Genomic DNA, 14333 nt, shown 5'->3' on the forward strand with positions numbered 1-14333 from the left:
TTAAATTGCCGCATGTTCGCGAACGCTAAATGAGTCCATTTGAGTGGCGACATGCTTTAGGACAAACGCACCAGTCGTCCGAAGTTGCGGACGGCTGTAATAGCAAGGCCTGCCAGAAAACCTGCGATCAGTCCTGCAATCACAATCAGCTTGCGCGACGATCCGGCAGGATCGAGCGGCGGGCGTGCCTCAGAAATTACACGGACATTGGTGGTCGTAATGCCTTGCTGCTCGGTGGTTTCGCGCGAGCGTAGCAGGAACGCTTCATATACGGAGCGCAGCGTTGAAGCTTCGCGGTCCAGTTCCCGCAATTTCACCCGATCATCATTGCTGTTGGCCTGTTGCGACTTGAGTTGTGCCAGGCGTGTGCTGAGATCACGCTCCTGCTGGGCAGAGCGCTGCACTTCAACTTGCAAGGAAGCGCGGATGCGGCGCAGTTCGGCTTCGATATCGTTCAGGACAGTCTGCTTTTGCGACTGTAACTGAATGAGTTGCGGATGGCGTGGCCCAAGCTGAGTGGAAGCCCCGTTCGCATTCTGGCTGGCCAGCGCAAATTGTGCACGCAGTGCCGTCAACGTGTTGGAACGCAAATCTTCCGGTAAGGTACCGGAAATAACGCTGCCCGTTGTCGCATCGCTGAGAACCTGCACACGCGCCTGAAGACGCATGGTTTCAGCGCGCTGATTGGTAAGCTGGTCATTCAGGCGTGTGAGATCATTATCGCTGATCAACTTGCCATCAACATCGACAAGATCACGCGACGCGCGGAAATCTGCTGTAGCCTGTTCGGCTTTCTCAACGCTTGCACGCATATCGGCGAGGCGTTTCGAAAGTTCTTCTGCATTGCGGCGGGCGGCGTCCGACTGAAGAGAGTCCAGCTCTGTCTGAAACACGGAACCGACGAGATTGGCAATCTCGGCTGATTTCTCAGGGCTGCGTGTTTTGACCGAAATCGAATAGATGAAGGTCTTGGCGTCGCGCCCGATCGTAAGGCTGTCGTAGAGATTATATAGAACGCGGGTTTCAAGTGCCTGACCCTCGCTCGCGGTATTTGGCTTCATCATGCTTTTAAGCTGCGCGAAAAAGCCAGCAATGCCTGTGGGTACAAAACTGCCGTTGAATTCCGGATCTTTGGTCAAATCGGCCTGATGAATGACCTTGAGCAAAACACTGCTGGAATCGAGCAATCGCGCCTGACTTTCAGCAATCGCCAGCGATGCATCGGTTGGTAATTGTCCCGGGGTCAGTTCGGTGCCCACGGTCTTGATGCTGCGCGGATCAACCAGAATGTCTGTCGATGCCACATACATTTGTGGAATCGTCATGGCGTAGAGAGCTGCTGCAATGCCGCCGATTAGCGTTGTTGCGATCAGCAATTTGCGCGAACCTTTGACGACTTCAATCGCTATGCGCGGATCAATAAGTGGCTTCCATTCGGTGTTCGACGCTTCGCGCCTAGCGGGCCATGTATCGTCCGTGACAATTGCTTTCGGTTCCGATGTGCTGACTTTGGCCACCTCATCCTTGGACGAATTTGCGCTGTGTTCGCGCTCTGCAATCTTCCGTTCAAGCTCTGCCTTGATCGAAGCCATGCGGCTGCGAAGCTCGGAGACCTCTTCTTCCTTGGCGGCCTTATTTTCCTGTTGCGAGCGGAAAAGTTCTGCGCGTTCCTCAGGAGTGGCAGGTGGGGTCCACGGTGGAGTTATGGGCGGGGGAATAGATTGAGGCTCACGTTTGGACGCGTCAGATTCTTCGCGGCTCGTCTCAGGCGCGTCTGAAAATGCAAGAAGAGGCTTTTCTTCCCTTCCCTTATTGCGCTTGTCGTCACCGCTCATCGTCAAAGATGTCCGTACCCCAGAATAGTCTTCATGCTTCCGACTATAGGTTTTTTATGGAGAACAAATGGTTAAAATGCGTATCGATAATTGCGTTAGTGCTTTTTAATTAAGCCTTTTTCGCTAAGTATCGGTCTAGGGTCGACATACACGGCTTAACAAGCAACAGGTAATATAAAGACGAGGCCCTTGGGTGATCGCGAAAGCATTCAAGAAATTATCGGGTAGCCGTGGTGCCGTGGTGCGGGACTATTTATCGCTCTTCTCTGGTTCTGCCGGAAGACTGGTTGTTTCGCTTCTTTATTTTATCGCGCTTGCGAACACATTGCCGACGGGAGACTTCGGTATTTTTGCCACAGCGTCGGGTACCGGTGTGGTGCTGTCGCGGCTCGTTTCGCTGGGGTTCAGCTCGCCACTTTATCGTATTTCTACCGTGAAACCGCTTTTGCTTGGCACATATACAGCCGGCTATTTGGCGGCGGTTCTTGTCTCCCTACCGCTTTTTGCGATCTGTTCGTGGTTGGTTTACTTCGTCTTCTTCAGCCGCGACATTTCATTTTTGCCGTTTGCCATTGTGGTCATTGCCGAAGCGCTTCTGTGGCGCTCGACGGAGATGATCATCATCGTCAATAATGGGCTGCGGCGGTTCGGCATTTCAGCTTTGCTGGTGATTTTGGGAACCGTAACGCGTGCGGTTGCTGCAGTCTTGTTCATGTTTCTGGCAGCTACGCACGATGTCACGCATTGGGCATGGTGGTATTTGGCTGCAAATGCCGCGGCACTGATTGTGGCGCTTCGATTCTATCCACGGGTGAAATTGCGCTTTGAGCCGCGCCTTTATGCCCGGCGCATATCTGATTCCATCGCTGTGATGGGTGCTGAACTTCTGTTCTATATTCAGAGCGAGCTTGATAAGCTCTTGGTGCTGAGCATCGGCGGACCAACAACGGCAGGCATCTATGCGATCATCATGCGCCTGGTCGATTTGACGGCACTGCCGATCCGTTCCTTTAATATGATGCTCGTACAGAAGCTTATGCGTACGCCCGATATGCTGGCGTCGCTGCGTATCAGGGCTGGGCTGGAGTTTGCGGTCTTTGCCATATCGGTAGCAGGTTTGGGCGCAATGGTGATCTTCCTGCAATTCTTCCCCAAGGCACTTGGCCCAAGCGTCGCACCAATTGTCGGGCTGTTGCCGTTGGTGTTGCTGGTGCCGGGTTTCCGCAACCTGATCGAGTATCAGACCGAGATTCTCTACGCGCGTGGTCAGTCTGGTCTGCGTACATTGAACATGGTGCTGATGACTGCAGCCAAGGCTTTGTTCGTGTGGCTTCTGCTGATTTATTATGGAAACAGCAATGACTGGATTGCCGGCCTCAATTTCGTATTTGCGGGAATTTATATCCTGTCGCTGGTTTTCACCTATACGAGCATCAAGCGGCCCGCGAAGCGGGTCTAAAACCCAGAGCGCCGCAATTCGGCGCTCTGGGTTTTGACGATCTCAACCACCTATGATGCGGCGAATATCATTGACCGACAGGCTGAGGAAGGACTGCATGCCGATGGCGACCTGATGCGGTTCCATTTCGGCAATGAAAGTTCTGAATTCTTCTTCCGTTGGCGGTGGTGCAAACCACTGCATGCGGCAGAGATCGTGTGTATCGTGAAAGTGGCCCGCACCTTCCAGAACATCATCGACATAATGGCCGTAGATGAAACATTCGGAGAAGCGGCGGACGTTGCCGATAGCCGCTACCCAATGCTGGCCGGTATGTTTCTCGATACGCTCACACATGCCGACGACCGAATCTCTGCGCCATGAAACGAGCTGGCCGATATAATCATTCAGTGCGCTTTTACCGTTCGGGACACCAAGAAGCTTTCCTGCATTTTCAGCCCAAACAGGGTGTTCCGGCCATTCGGGATTGGCAAGTGCATTGGGCCGGTAGAACAGGCGCAGTTTGTCACCTTGCCAGAGCGTGCTGCAATCAAATGCGCGCACGAAAGCAGTGTCGGAATCGGTGTAGAGAAGACCGTCTTCTTCCACCTTGCTCGCCAGTGCAATACGGCGCAATTGCTGCACATGCCATCCGCGCAATGGCTTGGTTTTGAACGACAACCAGACGCGACGACGTCCGAGATAGGTCGGATCGGGAAATGCGCGCAGCCATGAGGGCAGCAGATCGCGTTCATCAATAACGATGCGATTGGCGCTTTCTATCTGCCGGAACAGTGCCACATCTTTGCTGTCGACAAGTATGTAATGCTTGGTGAAACCGGTGACATGTTTGTCCATGGTTTCACACAGGAGCTTGCAACGCTCAAAGTCCTGATCCCAGCTTGCGGTAACGATAGCTGTCTTCAAGGTTTACCCCCTGACAGCTTTTCCTTGGCCACACGCCAGAGAAAGACCGGATTGCCGACGAGATAGCGCTTTGCCAGACGGCGCGGTTCTTGCAACAGGCGGTGTATCCACTCCATCTTGAGTGTGCGGACCCAATGTGGTGCGCGTTGTACGCGGCCGGTGTGCAGATCGAACAGAGCACCGACAGCGCTTGCAATCGTGCAATGTTCGGCTTTGATGTATTTATCGATGAACAGTTCCTGCCGCGGGACGCCCATAGCGACGAGCAGAATATCCGGATGATAATCGGCCAGTTGACCGAGAATGCCATCAAGATCGGCTGGTTTGAAATAACCGTCTGAAATAACGCGAAACTCATGCTGCGGTATTTGCTGTTTGAAAAGTTCTGCGGCTTCAGCAGCAACACCCGGACCACCGCCCAACAGAGCGACCTTCATTGGACGCTTGATGTGCTGCATCAGGCCCGGAATAAAATCTGTGCCGTTGAGATTGGCCGGGAATTTCGCGCCATAGGCTGCTTTGCTGGCAATATCGACGCCAATACCATCAGGCAGAATCAGGAAATCTTTCAACGCGGCCATGTAGGCTGGGTCTTCATGTGCAATATTGGCATTGTTGGCATTGAGCCAGCCTTGCTTCATGAATTCACGGCTCTCGATCCGTTTTTCAAAATAGGCGAACGAACTGTTCCAGTCGAAACATACAACCTTGATGCCGAGAATATTTCGATATTCGAGTTTTGCGGGTGCACTATTCGTCATGTCAGTTTGCTTTTCCTGTCACGTCCTGAAGTTTCTTTAAGCCTCGGGCGATCGCGCTGTCCATGCCTTTGATTTGTGCCTGTTTGAAGGCTTTGCCATCCAGTTTTTGACGGTGCCCGTCGTTTATTGCTTTTAGACGCTCAGCAACAGCTGCCGCGAATTCCGCAGGCTTATCAGCAATCGTGCAATTTGCGGGAATATTACCGATTCCACGAACCGAATGTGCAGTCGCGACACTTGGCATGCCAAGTTCAAACGTCTCGATGGATTTGAGCTGAACGCCAGTGCCGGCCCGGCTGATCAGCGGCACAAGCTTTCCACTTTCTACAAACTCGGTTGCATCCGGCACTTTGCCGACGAAATTGACGCCCGGCCATGCCGCAATCAAATCAGCCGGTGTATTACCAGCGATAGCTATTGAAATGTCTTTCGGCAGCAGTGGTTTTACTTCGCGCAGAAACCATTCAAGCCCGATGCGGTTCGGGTGCCATGTCCATGTCCCGATCAGCGCCAGATCGTATTTCGCTGAAGGCGCCTTTGTAGCTGCAGCATTCCCCGGCATGACAAGCGGTAATGTTGCAAACTTTTCGCTGCAGAGGCCCAGTGCTGGACCGTCGTCTTCCGCAAATGTGAAAACGAAACTTGCCTGTTTGCAAAGTCTGTTTTCCAACTTTTTCAGAATGCGTGCTTCGCGGCCGAACAGGAATTTCTGTACTTTACCTTTGGCGTCTGCGGCATTTTCTTCCGCAGAGCGATATTCGACGTTATGCGCAACGAACAGCGAGGGCTTGTTCTTGAAAATTTCTTCGAAGGCACCCGGCAGCGTGACACCGTTGAGCACGTAGGCGTCGAAGTCGCCAAGCTCGGTGATTGCATTATGCAGCTCGATAGCAGGGATCACGCGCAGTTTTGCTGAGGAAACAGTCAGCCCGGTGAGGAAGGATTTTAGCACCCATCCGATCTTGCGCTTGATGCCTGCACCTTCCGTGCGTACTTCCACTTCGCCAAGGACGATTGTGTCTGCACTTTCAGCAGCTTTATGCCCCGGCCACGTAAAACCCAACACGGTCACATGCGCGCCTGCGCGACGAAGGCCATCAATGACGGCTGCGTTGGCAACTTCATATCCGGTTGAGGCGACGGCATGCGGAACAAGTGACGTCACGAAGACAAGACGAAACGGTTGCAATTCAACTCCTGACGGCTCTTAATGAATGTTTATTGAAGTTAGTGTCTACAGCCATGCGGTGAACTTTTCTTTAAGCGTTTATCAATAGTGGCAAGATAAACATAAAATCATAATTCTCTGAAATAATCGGAAGCTGAGATGCCAGATTTACCGGATCATATTGAAGTAATCGCTAAAACACCTGGTCTCGGCTATGACGAGATCGACATCGTCGTTTCGCTCCCGACATTTATGCGGCCCGAGCATCTGATACGCACGCTCGACACGCTGAATGCGCAGACCACCAAGCGTAAATGGGCTGTCGTTGTGATCGAGAACGAAACCGAAAAGAAGGAAGGCGCAACCGTTGCTGCCCCGCTTTTCGAAGCCGGCAAATATCGGGGTATGCTGATCGGTGAATCCCATCGCGGCAACTGCAACGCCTATAATGCTGGCTGGCTGACCGCGACTAAGTTTTTCCCGAACTTTAAATACGTCATCGTGATCGACGATGACGAGCTGGCTGATCCTGACTGGATCGAAAACATGGTTTCGACCGCTGAGCGTTATAACGTTAGCCTGGTTGGCGGTCCGCAGTATCCGATTTTTGAAAAGCCGAATTCGGAACAGTGGGCAAAGCATCCGGTCTTCCTACCGCATTATACTAAGACAGGCCCGGTTCCGATTATCTATTCGTCGGGCAATCTGCTGATTGCGCGCCCTGTGCTTGAAGCGCATGGTTATCCGTTTATGGATCTGAAGTTCAACTTCACCGGCGGCGGCGATTCTGACTTCTTGTCCCGCTCAATCGCTAAGGGCTTCAAAGTTGCCTGGTGTGCGGAAGGTATCGTGCGCGAAACCATTCCGGCACGTCGTCTCGAAAACGACTGGATCAGATCACGCGGCTTGCGCAACGGCGTTCTTTCGACCTTGATTGAACAGCGCAAGCGCAAGGACGAGCCACTCGGTCAGGTGCGCGTGTTCCTCAAGAGCCTCGCGCTTCTGGCTTATTCGCCGATCAAGGCTGTGAGAAGAGGTGTTGCCGCTGGTTTTGCACCTGTTGGTACCTACTTCATCCATATCGGTTTGGGCCGGGTGATGGCGCATTTTGGATATTTGAATGAGCAGTACCGTAACCCGGACAAGAACTAATCCAAGTTCGTCCGATCCGATGCGGGTGACGGTGCGCCAGATAGCGCTCGTCACCGCGACGGTTATATTCTGCATTCTGTTGATTTCTTTTCGCCCGTTTTCGCCGGCTGTTCCTGCCGATGGTCAGCAGGCGGGTGATGCCGTCAATCAGCTTGGCTTTGGCCTCGTCGGGGCCATAGCATTGGCGTCGCTTGCAATGTTCGCCGAACCTGGCAAGGTTTTGCGGCTTGTCAGCCTTGGTTGGCTGCTGATGTTCGGCCTTTTGTTGGCTTCAGCTTTCGTTAGTCCCGATCCTTCGACCGCCATTCGTGGCATCATGCTGACGCTGATCGGTGTGCTCGCAATTGTTGCCGTCCTTGCCCTGCCGCAAGATGCCGATGGTTATTCGTGGATGCTGCTTGTTGTGGCGTCTATCGTTATTTTTATCTCCTATGCCGGTGTGGTGCTTTTGCCTAATCTTGGCACCCACGGTGTAGATGCTGGCGAGCCGCAGAATTCATTTCTTTGGCGGGGTGTCTTCACCCACAAGAACATTGCCGGGCCTGTCATGGCGATTTTCGCTTTTGCGGGTATTTATCTTTGGCGGCGCGGCTGGCGGTTCAGCGGTGCGCTGATTGCGTTATTTGCATTGTTCTTTGTGGCGCATACAGGTTCGAAAACCACTGCCGCATTGGTTCCATTCGCCATGCTTCTGGTCATCGGTCCCGGCATGTTTGGTATGCGCGGACTGGCACCTCTGATGATCTTTGCCATTCAGGTTGTGTTTGCGCTTTTCACCATTGGCGCAGTGCTATTTGAGCCGTTGCATCAGATTGTTTTGCAATTCTCGGTCGATCCGACTTTTACAGGACGCACCTCGATCTGGGCCTTTGCGATTGATGCGTTGCACAACCGTCCATGGATCGGATTTGGTTATGAGAGCTTCTGGGGGGCTGAGCGGGTCAAGGAAGCCGCCAATCCTTATTATCTCGATTGGGATGTGCGCGGCATCGTGCATGGCCATAACGGCTATCTCGATATCACGCTTTCGATGGGGCTTATCGGTCTTATCTGCGCAATAGTCGTGATCATCATCATGCCGCTGGTCAACTATATGCGATGCAGACCAACCCGCGAGAACCTGCTTCTTGCTGATTTCTTCCTGATGTTTGTGTTTTTCGGCACGCTCAATGCGATGCTGGAAAGCTTCTTTTTTCGTCGCATGGATCCAGTGTGGCTCATGCTTATCTTTGCGATCTTTGGCTTGCGCATGACGGCCAAAGTCACCATTCCCAAGCGGGCTATCTAGAGCGTGTCGCGCTTGATCGTACCCGCTGCGCTGACTCTATCTTCTTGTTTTCACGCATGTCGTTGTCGGAAAACCGGTTTCCACTTTTCCGCGACATGCTTTAGCCGGAGTTACCATGAATATCGCTATCATTGGCACGGGCTTTGTCGCCGATTACTACATGACCACGCTGCGCAATTACCCGCAACTCAAGCTGCTCGGTGCCTTCGATCGATCGCCGGAACGGATCAAGGTGTTTGCCGCACATTATAATGTGCGTGCTTATGAGAGCTTTGAGGCCGTGCTGGCTGATAAAGACGTGCAGATTGTCTTGAACCTCACCACACCGGAAAGCCATTCTGCCGTTTCGCGCGCAGCGCTCGCAGCTGGCAAGCATGTCTATTCCGAGAAGCCTTTGGCAATGGATTTCAACGATGCCAAAGCGCTGGTCGATTTTGCTGCCGCCAATGGTCTGACGCTTGCTGCGGCACCCGCCAATGGTCTCAGTGACGCGCAGAAACTTGTTTCAAGTTCGATGAGCGAGATTGGCACGCCGCGTCTGGTTTATGCTGAAATGGAAGATGGTCCGGTTTTTCGCGACAAGTGGGCGACATGGCGCTCACAATCGGGCGCGCCATGGCCGGGTCTGCATGAGTTTGAGATTGGCTGCACGCTGGAACATGCAGGCTATGCGCTTTCGTGGCTGGTGTCTCTGTTTGGTCCGGTAGAAAGTGTGACTGCTTTCTCTTCGATCACCTTCCAGAATAAGGGGCCGGGCACCGAACATCTGCACATGGCACCGGATTTTTCCGTGGGGTGCCTGCGCTTTAAATCTGGCCTCGTTGCGCGTCTGACTTCGGGCCTCGCAATGCCAAAAGATCGCAGCCTGACGATTGTGGCCGATAAAGGCTCGATTACGGTCGATGATCTCTGGGATAACCGTTCTGCGGTTCGGCTTGAATCGACGACCAGAAAACGTTCCTTTCTGTCGCGGGTGTTTGGACGTCTTGAAGCCAAACTTGGTAAGACACTCGCATGGAAACCGGCTGTTGGCAGCAAGCTTACTTATCCAAAAGGCGATACGGTGAGCCTGCCGTCATTCCCATCGCAGATTGATTTCATGCGTGGCGTTGCCGATCAGGCGCGCGCCATCGAAACCGGTAAGACGGCCTTTTTCTCAGGCGCTGTGGCATTGCACATTACCGAAGTGGCTCTTGCACTTAACAATGCTGGCGAGAATGCTGCGCCTTATAAGGTGCAGAGCAGCTTCTAATCGGGTTTCTTTGCAAGCACAGTGCTGACGATGTTTGCGACGGCAGCACTGTGTTCAAGCGGCATGATTGGACTGGAAATCTCGCCACGTGATACGGCATCGCGCACGGCTTGCGCCTGAAACTGAAGCCCGTTGCCTGCAAAGCGGTGATGTTCGACCGTTCTTCCCGGCAGTGGCAAGCGATTGAGAACCTTGCCGATCAATCCGCCTGGACCTTTGGGGCCGATGGCTGAGCTCATTGCTTTTGCAGAAAAGATTGTGAGGCGCTGTGCTTTGAGGAACGGTGCGTGCAGCAGAATTGCTCCGCCTGTGCCCTCAATCAGCATCTGATTTTTACCGTCATGGTCAAAACCGCACGAAAGATGTGCTTTGGCGTTTGCATATGTCAGTTCGATTTCCGTACGCATATCGACGCCACTCTTGGCACGCGTCCAGCGTCCGCTCACTGCATTGGGCAAGCCCACGATGCTCAGCGTGAGCGAAACCGGATAAACACCAAGATCGAATGCGGCACCGCCGCCTAATTCCGGATTGAAAAAGCGGCTTTCCGGGTTCTCCTCGCGAAAATAGGAAAGATCGGCTTCAATACGCTTTACTGTTCCAATTGTTCCGGCCTTGATGTGCTCGCGCGCGGCATGAAATGCTGGGAGAAAGCGGCTCCACATAGCCTCCATGGCAAACACGTTATGCGCTTGGCTTGCGGCTGCAATCTGGTTTGCACCATCAGCATCAAGCGTCAGCGGCTTTTCAGTCAGGCAGGCTTTGCCAGCGGCGATTGCCTGTAATGTCTGCGGGACATGCATGGCATTGGGCGTGGCAATGTAAACGGCATCGATATCAGCGCTATTTAGAAATGCTGATGGGTCGTCAAACGCCTTGTCTGCACCGACCCGGTTCTTAAAGCTTTCAGCACTATCGAGCGAGCGAGAGCAAATGGCGGTCACGCGCATAGCTTGGCTTGCCTGAATATCGGCTGCAAAGGCGCTGGCAATCGTGCCCGTTCCCCAAATGCCCCAGCGAAAATTTTTGCCGTCGCGCTGCGTGTTCGTCATGGTTTTACCGCCAACCCCTTCGCGATACCCTTGTCATTTGTCTGTTGTATATCGCATGATATGCGGGATTACGACCGGCTTTGCCTGCTGGTTCCCTCTTCATGTGATCAAGGTAAAAATATGAGTGGAATTGTTGTAGCCGTTGCGCGAGATGCCGAGCATCGTTTCTCGAAACAGCTGGTTTCTGAGATCAGCATCATTGCAGGGCAGGGCGTTGAAGGCGATGCGCATAAAGGTGTGACGGTCAAGCATCGTTCGCGCGTGAAGGCTGATCCGACTCAGCCAAACCTGCGTCAGGTTCATCTTATTCCAGCAGAACTCTTCGACGAGCTGACTGCGAAAGGGTTCGACATTGCGCCGGCGCAACTGGGTGAAAACATCACCACACGCGGGGTCGATCTGCTCGCACTTCCAAAGTCGGCCATTCTCAAAATTGGCAATGAAGTAGTTCTCCAAATCACAGGCCTGCGCAATCCATGTTCGCAGATTGAAAACTTCGAAAAAGGCCTTCTCGGCGCTGTTCTCGATAAAACCGACGACGGCGAACTGGTACGTAAAGCGGGTATCATGTCGATCGTTATTGCGGGCGGCTATGTGCAAGCTGGTGACAATATCGAGGTCGAGCTGCCGCCACTGCCGCACGAGAAATTGGAACGCGTCTGAGCATTTAAATCGGTTAGTTTTCTAGAAAAAGGCCTATCAAATTTGCGTCATATGCCCTAGATCATCCAACAATAGGATACAGACTGGCTCTGCTGGCGCTACATAATGCGACAGCGACAGCTACGACAGTCCAGTCTGTCGGCTCTCTAATTCTGTATGACAAGCCAGTTGGCTGTGTTTCAAAAGGGCAAAAAATGGAAAAAGCAGATATCGGAATGGTCGGTCTCGGCGTCATGGGTTCGAACCTTGCGCTGAACATCGCCGAGAAGGGCTACACGGTAGCCGTCTATGACCGCGACGAGCCCGTCCTGAAAGCATTCATCGAAAAAGCTGGCGCGTTGCGCGACAAGATCATCCCTTGCGCCACCTTTGAAGAGCTGGCTGACAATATCCGCAAGCCACGTCCAATCATCTTCCTCATCAAGGCAGGCGCACCAGTTGACGCCGAAACCACCCGCCTCAAGGCTTTTCTTGAGAAGGGTGACATCATGATCGATGCTGGCAACTCTGACTACCGCGACACAGTACGTCGTTTGAAGGCGCTGGGTCCAAACGATCCGACCTTTGTCGGGATGGGTGTATCGGGCGGCGCGGAAGGTGCACGTCATGGTCCTTCGATGATGGTTGGCGGCACAGAGGAAGCCTATGAGCGCATCGCGCCAATCCTCCTGGCTGCGGCTGCAAAATATAAGGGCGAGCCTTGCTGTGCGCTCGTTGGTCCGGATGGCGCAGGCCATTTCGTGAAGACCATTCACAACGGTATCGAGTATGCCGACATGCAGATGATTGCCGAAATTTACGGCATTCTGCGTGATGGCCTTGGCCTTTCGGCTCCGGCTATCGGTGATGTGTTCGAGAAGTGGAATGCAGGCCCGCTCAATTCCTACCTCATTGAAATCACTGCGAAAGTCTTGAAGGCAACCGATCCAGAAACCGGTAAAGCGATGGTCGATGTGATCCTCGACGAAGCTGGACAGAAGGGTACGGGTCGTTGGTCGGCTATCGAAGCGCAGATGCTCGGTGTTCCGGCAACTGGTATCGAGGCTGCAGTTGACGCGCGCTCTTTGTCGTCGCTCAAGACCGAGCGTCAGGCTGCGGAAAAGGTTTATAATCCGGCTTCGCGCGCGCTCGATATTGCCGATCAGGCACAGTTCCTTGCCGATCTTGAACAGGGTCTCTTGGCTGGCAAAATTGCAGCCTATGCTCAGGGCTTTGCCGTCATGTCGGCAGCGTCGAAAGAATATGGCTGGGAAATTCCACTGGCTACCACTGCCCGTATCTGGCGCGAAGGCTGCATCATTCGTTCGCTGTTCCTTGACGACATTGCACAGGCCTTTGAAGGTCAGGAAATCGAAAATCTGCTGCTGGTTCCTGCTTTCGTTGAACGTATGGGCAAGGCGTCAAAGGGTCTTCGCAAGATCGTGGCGCAGGCAGCCCTTGCGGGTCTACCACTTCCAGCACTTGGTTCGGCATTGAGCTACTTCGACAGCTTCACGCAGTCGCGAGGCACGGCCAATGTTATTCAGGGGCAGCGCGATTTCTTCGGTTCGCACGGCTTCAAGCGTGTGGATAAAGAGGGTGATTTTCACGGCCCTTGGGGTGATTAAGTCCTGACAAGTTTTGGCTCTGATTGATGGGAAGTCACATCAGTGCCATAATCTTGACACGCTATGAGCACGATTTTTACAAAAAAGCCGCCCGGTTGGGCGGCTTTTTTGCTAGGTTTGTCGATTAATCAGCCAGCACGAGCAGATCGTGCGATGCAAAATGCACGGTAACTTTGTCGCCGCGCTGCGGCGGTGGCTGTGTTGGATCGTTGAATGTGTCGAATGATAGCTGGTTCTTGCCAAGTGCTACGCGCGTACGAATAACCGAGCCAAGAAAATGCACATCTTCGATGGTTGCATCGAGCGACGTGTCGTGGCTCTTGCGCGCTTCCAGACTGACAGCTTCCGGACGGAGAGCCAGTGTGATTGCCTTGCCCTTTGCATGATGACCGAGTTCTTCGGCCACCTTGATCGTGCGGCCATCAAGATCGATGCTGTTTTGTCCCGGTTCGTTGACAGATGCTTCGAGCATGTTGAGTGTGCCGACGAAGGACGCAACAAAGCGCGAGGCAGGACGGTTATAGATATCAAACGGAGTGCCGATCTGATCTGCCCGACCTTCATGCATGACGACGATACGGTCGGAGATCGACAGTGCTTCTTCCTGATCATGTGTCACGAAGACAGTCGTGATGCCCAGCTTCTGCTGGATCGCACGGATTTCCTGACGCAGTGAAATACGGATTTTCGCGTCGAGCGCTGAAAGCGGCTCATCGAGCAGAAGCACTTGCGGCTTGGTTGCGAGCGCACGCGCCAGTGCCACACGCTGTTGCTGACCACCAGACATCTGATAGGGATAACGGTCTGCAAGATGCTCAAGCCGGATGAGGCTCAGCATTTCCTGAACTGTGGTATCGATTTCGGCTTTTGATTTGCCAGATACACGAAGACCGAAGGCAACGTTCTGTGCAACCGTCATATTCGGGAATAGGGCATAGGCCTGAAAAACCATGCCGATATTGCGCTGATTGGGCTTGAGGTCGACAACATCCTTGCCGTCGATTTCAATAGCACCGCTATCCGTTGTTTCAAAGCCTGCGATCATACGCAGAACGGTTGTCTTGCCACAGCCCGAAGGCCCGAGAAAGGAAACGAATTCACCTTTTTCGACGGCAAGATTGAAATCGTGGACGACGGTATTGGCGCCGAAGCTCTTTTTCAGGTGCTTGAGATTAAGAAAAGCCATGAAT

General features: G+C 53.2%; 12 protein-coding genes. 6 read left to right on the forward strand and 6 right to left on the reverse strand.

All coding sequences use genetic code 11. The annotated features are described in order from the left end of the window. Positions 1–56: 56 nt before the first annotated feature. Positions 57–1835 carry a GumC family protein gene (locus CES85_RS08115; RefSeq protein ID WP_095445402.1) on the reverse strand — a complete coding sequence of 593 codons (1779 nt, stop codon included), beginning with the start codon at positions 1833–1835 and terminating at the stop codon, positions 57–59. A 193-nt stretch (positions 1836–2028) separates the two neighbouring features. Between CES85_RS08115 and CES85_RS08120 the strand changes: the two genes are divergently transcribed. After that, a complete protein-coding gene (locus CES85_RS08120) occupies positions 2029–3294 on the forward strand; it encodes a lipopolysaccharide biosynthesis protein (protein WP_095445403.1) in 1266 nt (421 codons plus the stop codon). 42 nt (positions 3295–3336) lie between these two features. Here CES85_RS08120 and CES85_RS08125 read toward each other — a convergent pair whose 3' ends face one another. Genes CES85_RS08125 through CES85_RS08135 form a run of 3 tightly spaced genes read right to left on the reverse strand, consistent with a single transcriptional unit; the run spans position 3337 to position 6150 of the window. After that, the gene (locus CES85_RS08125) at positions 3337–4200 is read right to left on the reverse strand and encodes a DUF6492 family protein (RefSeq protein ID WP_095445404.1); all 864 of its coding nucleotides are present in this window, start codon (positions 4198–4200) and stop codon (positions 3337–3339) included. Next, positions 4197–4961, reverse strand: coding sequence for a WecB/TagA/CpsF family glycosyltransferase (locus CES85_RS08130; protein ID WP_095445405.1), 765 nt, complete (start codon positions 4959–4961; stop codon positions 4197–4199). The genes CES85_RS08125 and CES85_RS08130 overlap by 4 nt, the downstream gene beginning before the upstream one ends. Before the next feature lies 1 nt (position 4962). Further along, complete coding sequence (locus CES85_RS08135; RefSeq protein ID WP_095445406.1) at positions 4963–6150, reverse strand: glycosyltransferase; 1188 nt, start codon at positions 6148–6150, stop codon at positions 4963–4965. A 138-nt stretch (positions 6151–6288) separates the two neighbouring features. Between CES85_RS08135 and CES85_RS08140 the strand changes: the two genes are divergently transcribed. The 3 genes from CES85_RS08140 to CES85_RS08150 all read left to right on the forward strand — a co-directional run bounded on the left by CES85_RS08140 (position 6289) and on the right by CES85_RS08150 (position 9821). Further along, the gene (locus CES85_RS08140) at positions 6289–7281 is read left to right on the forward strand and encodes a glycosyltransferase family 2 protein (RefSeq protein WP_095445407.1); all 993 of its coding nucleotides are present in this window, start codon (positions 6289–6291) and stop codon (positions 7279–7281) included. Continuing rightward, positions 7250–8569: an O-antigen ligase family protein gene (locus tag CES85_RS08145; protein WP_095445408.1), complete on the forward strand. Its 1320-nt coding sequence runs from the start codon at positions 7250–7252 to the stop codon at positions 8567–8569. Before CES85_RS08140 ends, CES85_RS08145 begins: the two co-directional genes overlap by 32 nt. A gap of 115 nt (positions 8570–8684) precedes the next feature. Then, positions 8685–9821: a Gfo/Idh/MocA family protein gene (locus CES85_RS08150; protein ID WP_095445409.1), complete on the forward strand. Its 1137-nt coding sequence runs from the start codon at positions 8685–8687 to the stop codon at positions 9819–9821. Here CES85_RS08150 and CES85_RS08155 read toward each other — a convergent pair. After that, a complete protein-coding gene (locus tag CES85_RS08155) occupies positions 9818–10873 on the reverse strand; it encodes a Gfo/Idh/MocA family protein (RefSeq protein WP_095445410.1) in 1056 nt (351 codons plus the stop codon). The two genes, CES85_RS08150 and CES85_RS08155, sit on opposite strands and share 4 nt — an antisense overlap. Before the next feature lie 120 nt (positions 10874–10993). Between CES85_RS08155 and CES85_RS08160 the strand changes: the two genes are divergently transcribed. Then, positions 10994–11536 (forward strand): MOSC domain-containing protein, encoded by a 543-nt coding sequence (locus tag CES85_RS08160; RefSeq protein ID WP_095445411.1) that lies wholly within the window; start codon positions 10994–10996, stop codon positions 11534–11536. Positions 11537–11730: 194 nt separating this feature from the next. Beyond that, positions 11731–13143, forward strand: a complete 1413-nt coding sequence (gene gnd / locus CES85_RS08165; RefSeq protein WP_095445412.1) for an NADP-dependent phosphogluconate dehydrogenase — start codon at positions 11731–11733, stop codon at positions 13141–13143. Between the two features lie 124 nt (positions 13144–13267). On the opposite strand, the gene CES85_RS08170 is transcribed toward gnd, so the two are convergent. After that, complete coding sequence (locus CES85_RS08170; RefSeq protein ID WP_095445413.1) at positions 13268–14329, reverse strand: ABC transporter ATP-binding protein; 1062 nt, start codon at positions 14327–14329, stop codon at positions 13268–13270. Between the last annotated feature and the right edge of the window lie 4 nt (positions 14330–14333).

Origin of the sequence: Ochrobactrum quorumnocens (genome assembly GCF_002278035.1) — a bacterium.
Taxonomy (GTDB): Bacteria; Pseudomonadota; Alphaproteobacteria; order Rhizobiales; family Rhizobiaceae; genus Brucella; species Brucella quorumnocens.

What these genes read in the sequence shown, in the direction of transcription:
- CES85_RS08115 (WP_095445402.1), bottom strand. Translation starts at nt 1,835, where the DNA reads ATGAGCGGTGACGACAAGCGCAATAAGGGAAGGGAAGAAAAGCCTCTT.
- CES85_RS08130 (WP_095445405.1), bottom strand. Translation starts at nt 4,961, where the DNA reads ATGACGAATAGTGCACCCGCAAAACTCGAATATCGAAATATTCTCGGC.
- CES85_RS08140 (WP_095445407.1), top strand. Translation starts at nt 6,289, where the DNA reads ATGCCAGATTTACCGGATCATATTGAAGTAATCGCTAAAACACCTGGT.
- CES85_RS08145 (WP_095445408.1), top strand. Translation starts at nt 7,250, where the DNA reads ATGAGCAGTACCGTAACCCGGACAAGAACTAATCCAAGTTCGTCCGAT.
- CES85_RS08150 (WP_095445409.1), top strand. Translation starts at nt 8,685, where the DNA reads ATGAATATCGCTATCATTGGCACGGGCTTTGTCGCCGATTACTACATG.
- CES85_RS08155 (WP_095445410.1), bottom strand. Translation starts at nt 10,873, where the DNA reads ATGACGAACACGCAGCGCGACGGCAAAAATTTTCGCTGGGGCATTTGG.
- CES85_RS08160 (WP_095445411.1), top strand. Translation starts at nt 10,994, where the DNA reads ATGAGTGGAATTGTTGTAGCCGTTGCGCGAGATGCCGAGCATCGTTTC.
- gnd (WP_095445412.1), top strand. Translation starts at nt 11,731, where the DNA reads ATGGAAAAAGCAGATATCGGAATGGTCGGTCTCGGCGTCATGGGTTCG.
- CES85_RS08170 (WP_095445413.1), bottom strand. Translation starts at nt 14,329, where the DNA reads ATGGCTTTTCTTAATCTCAAGCACCTGAAAAAGAGCTTCGGCGCCAAT.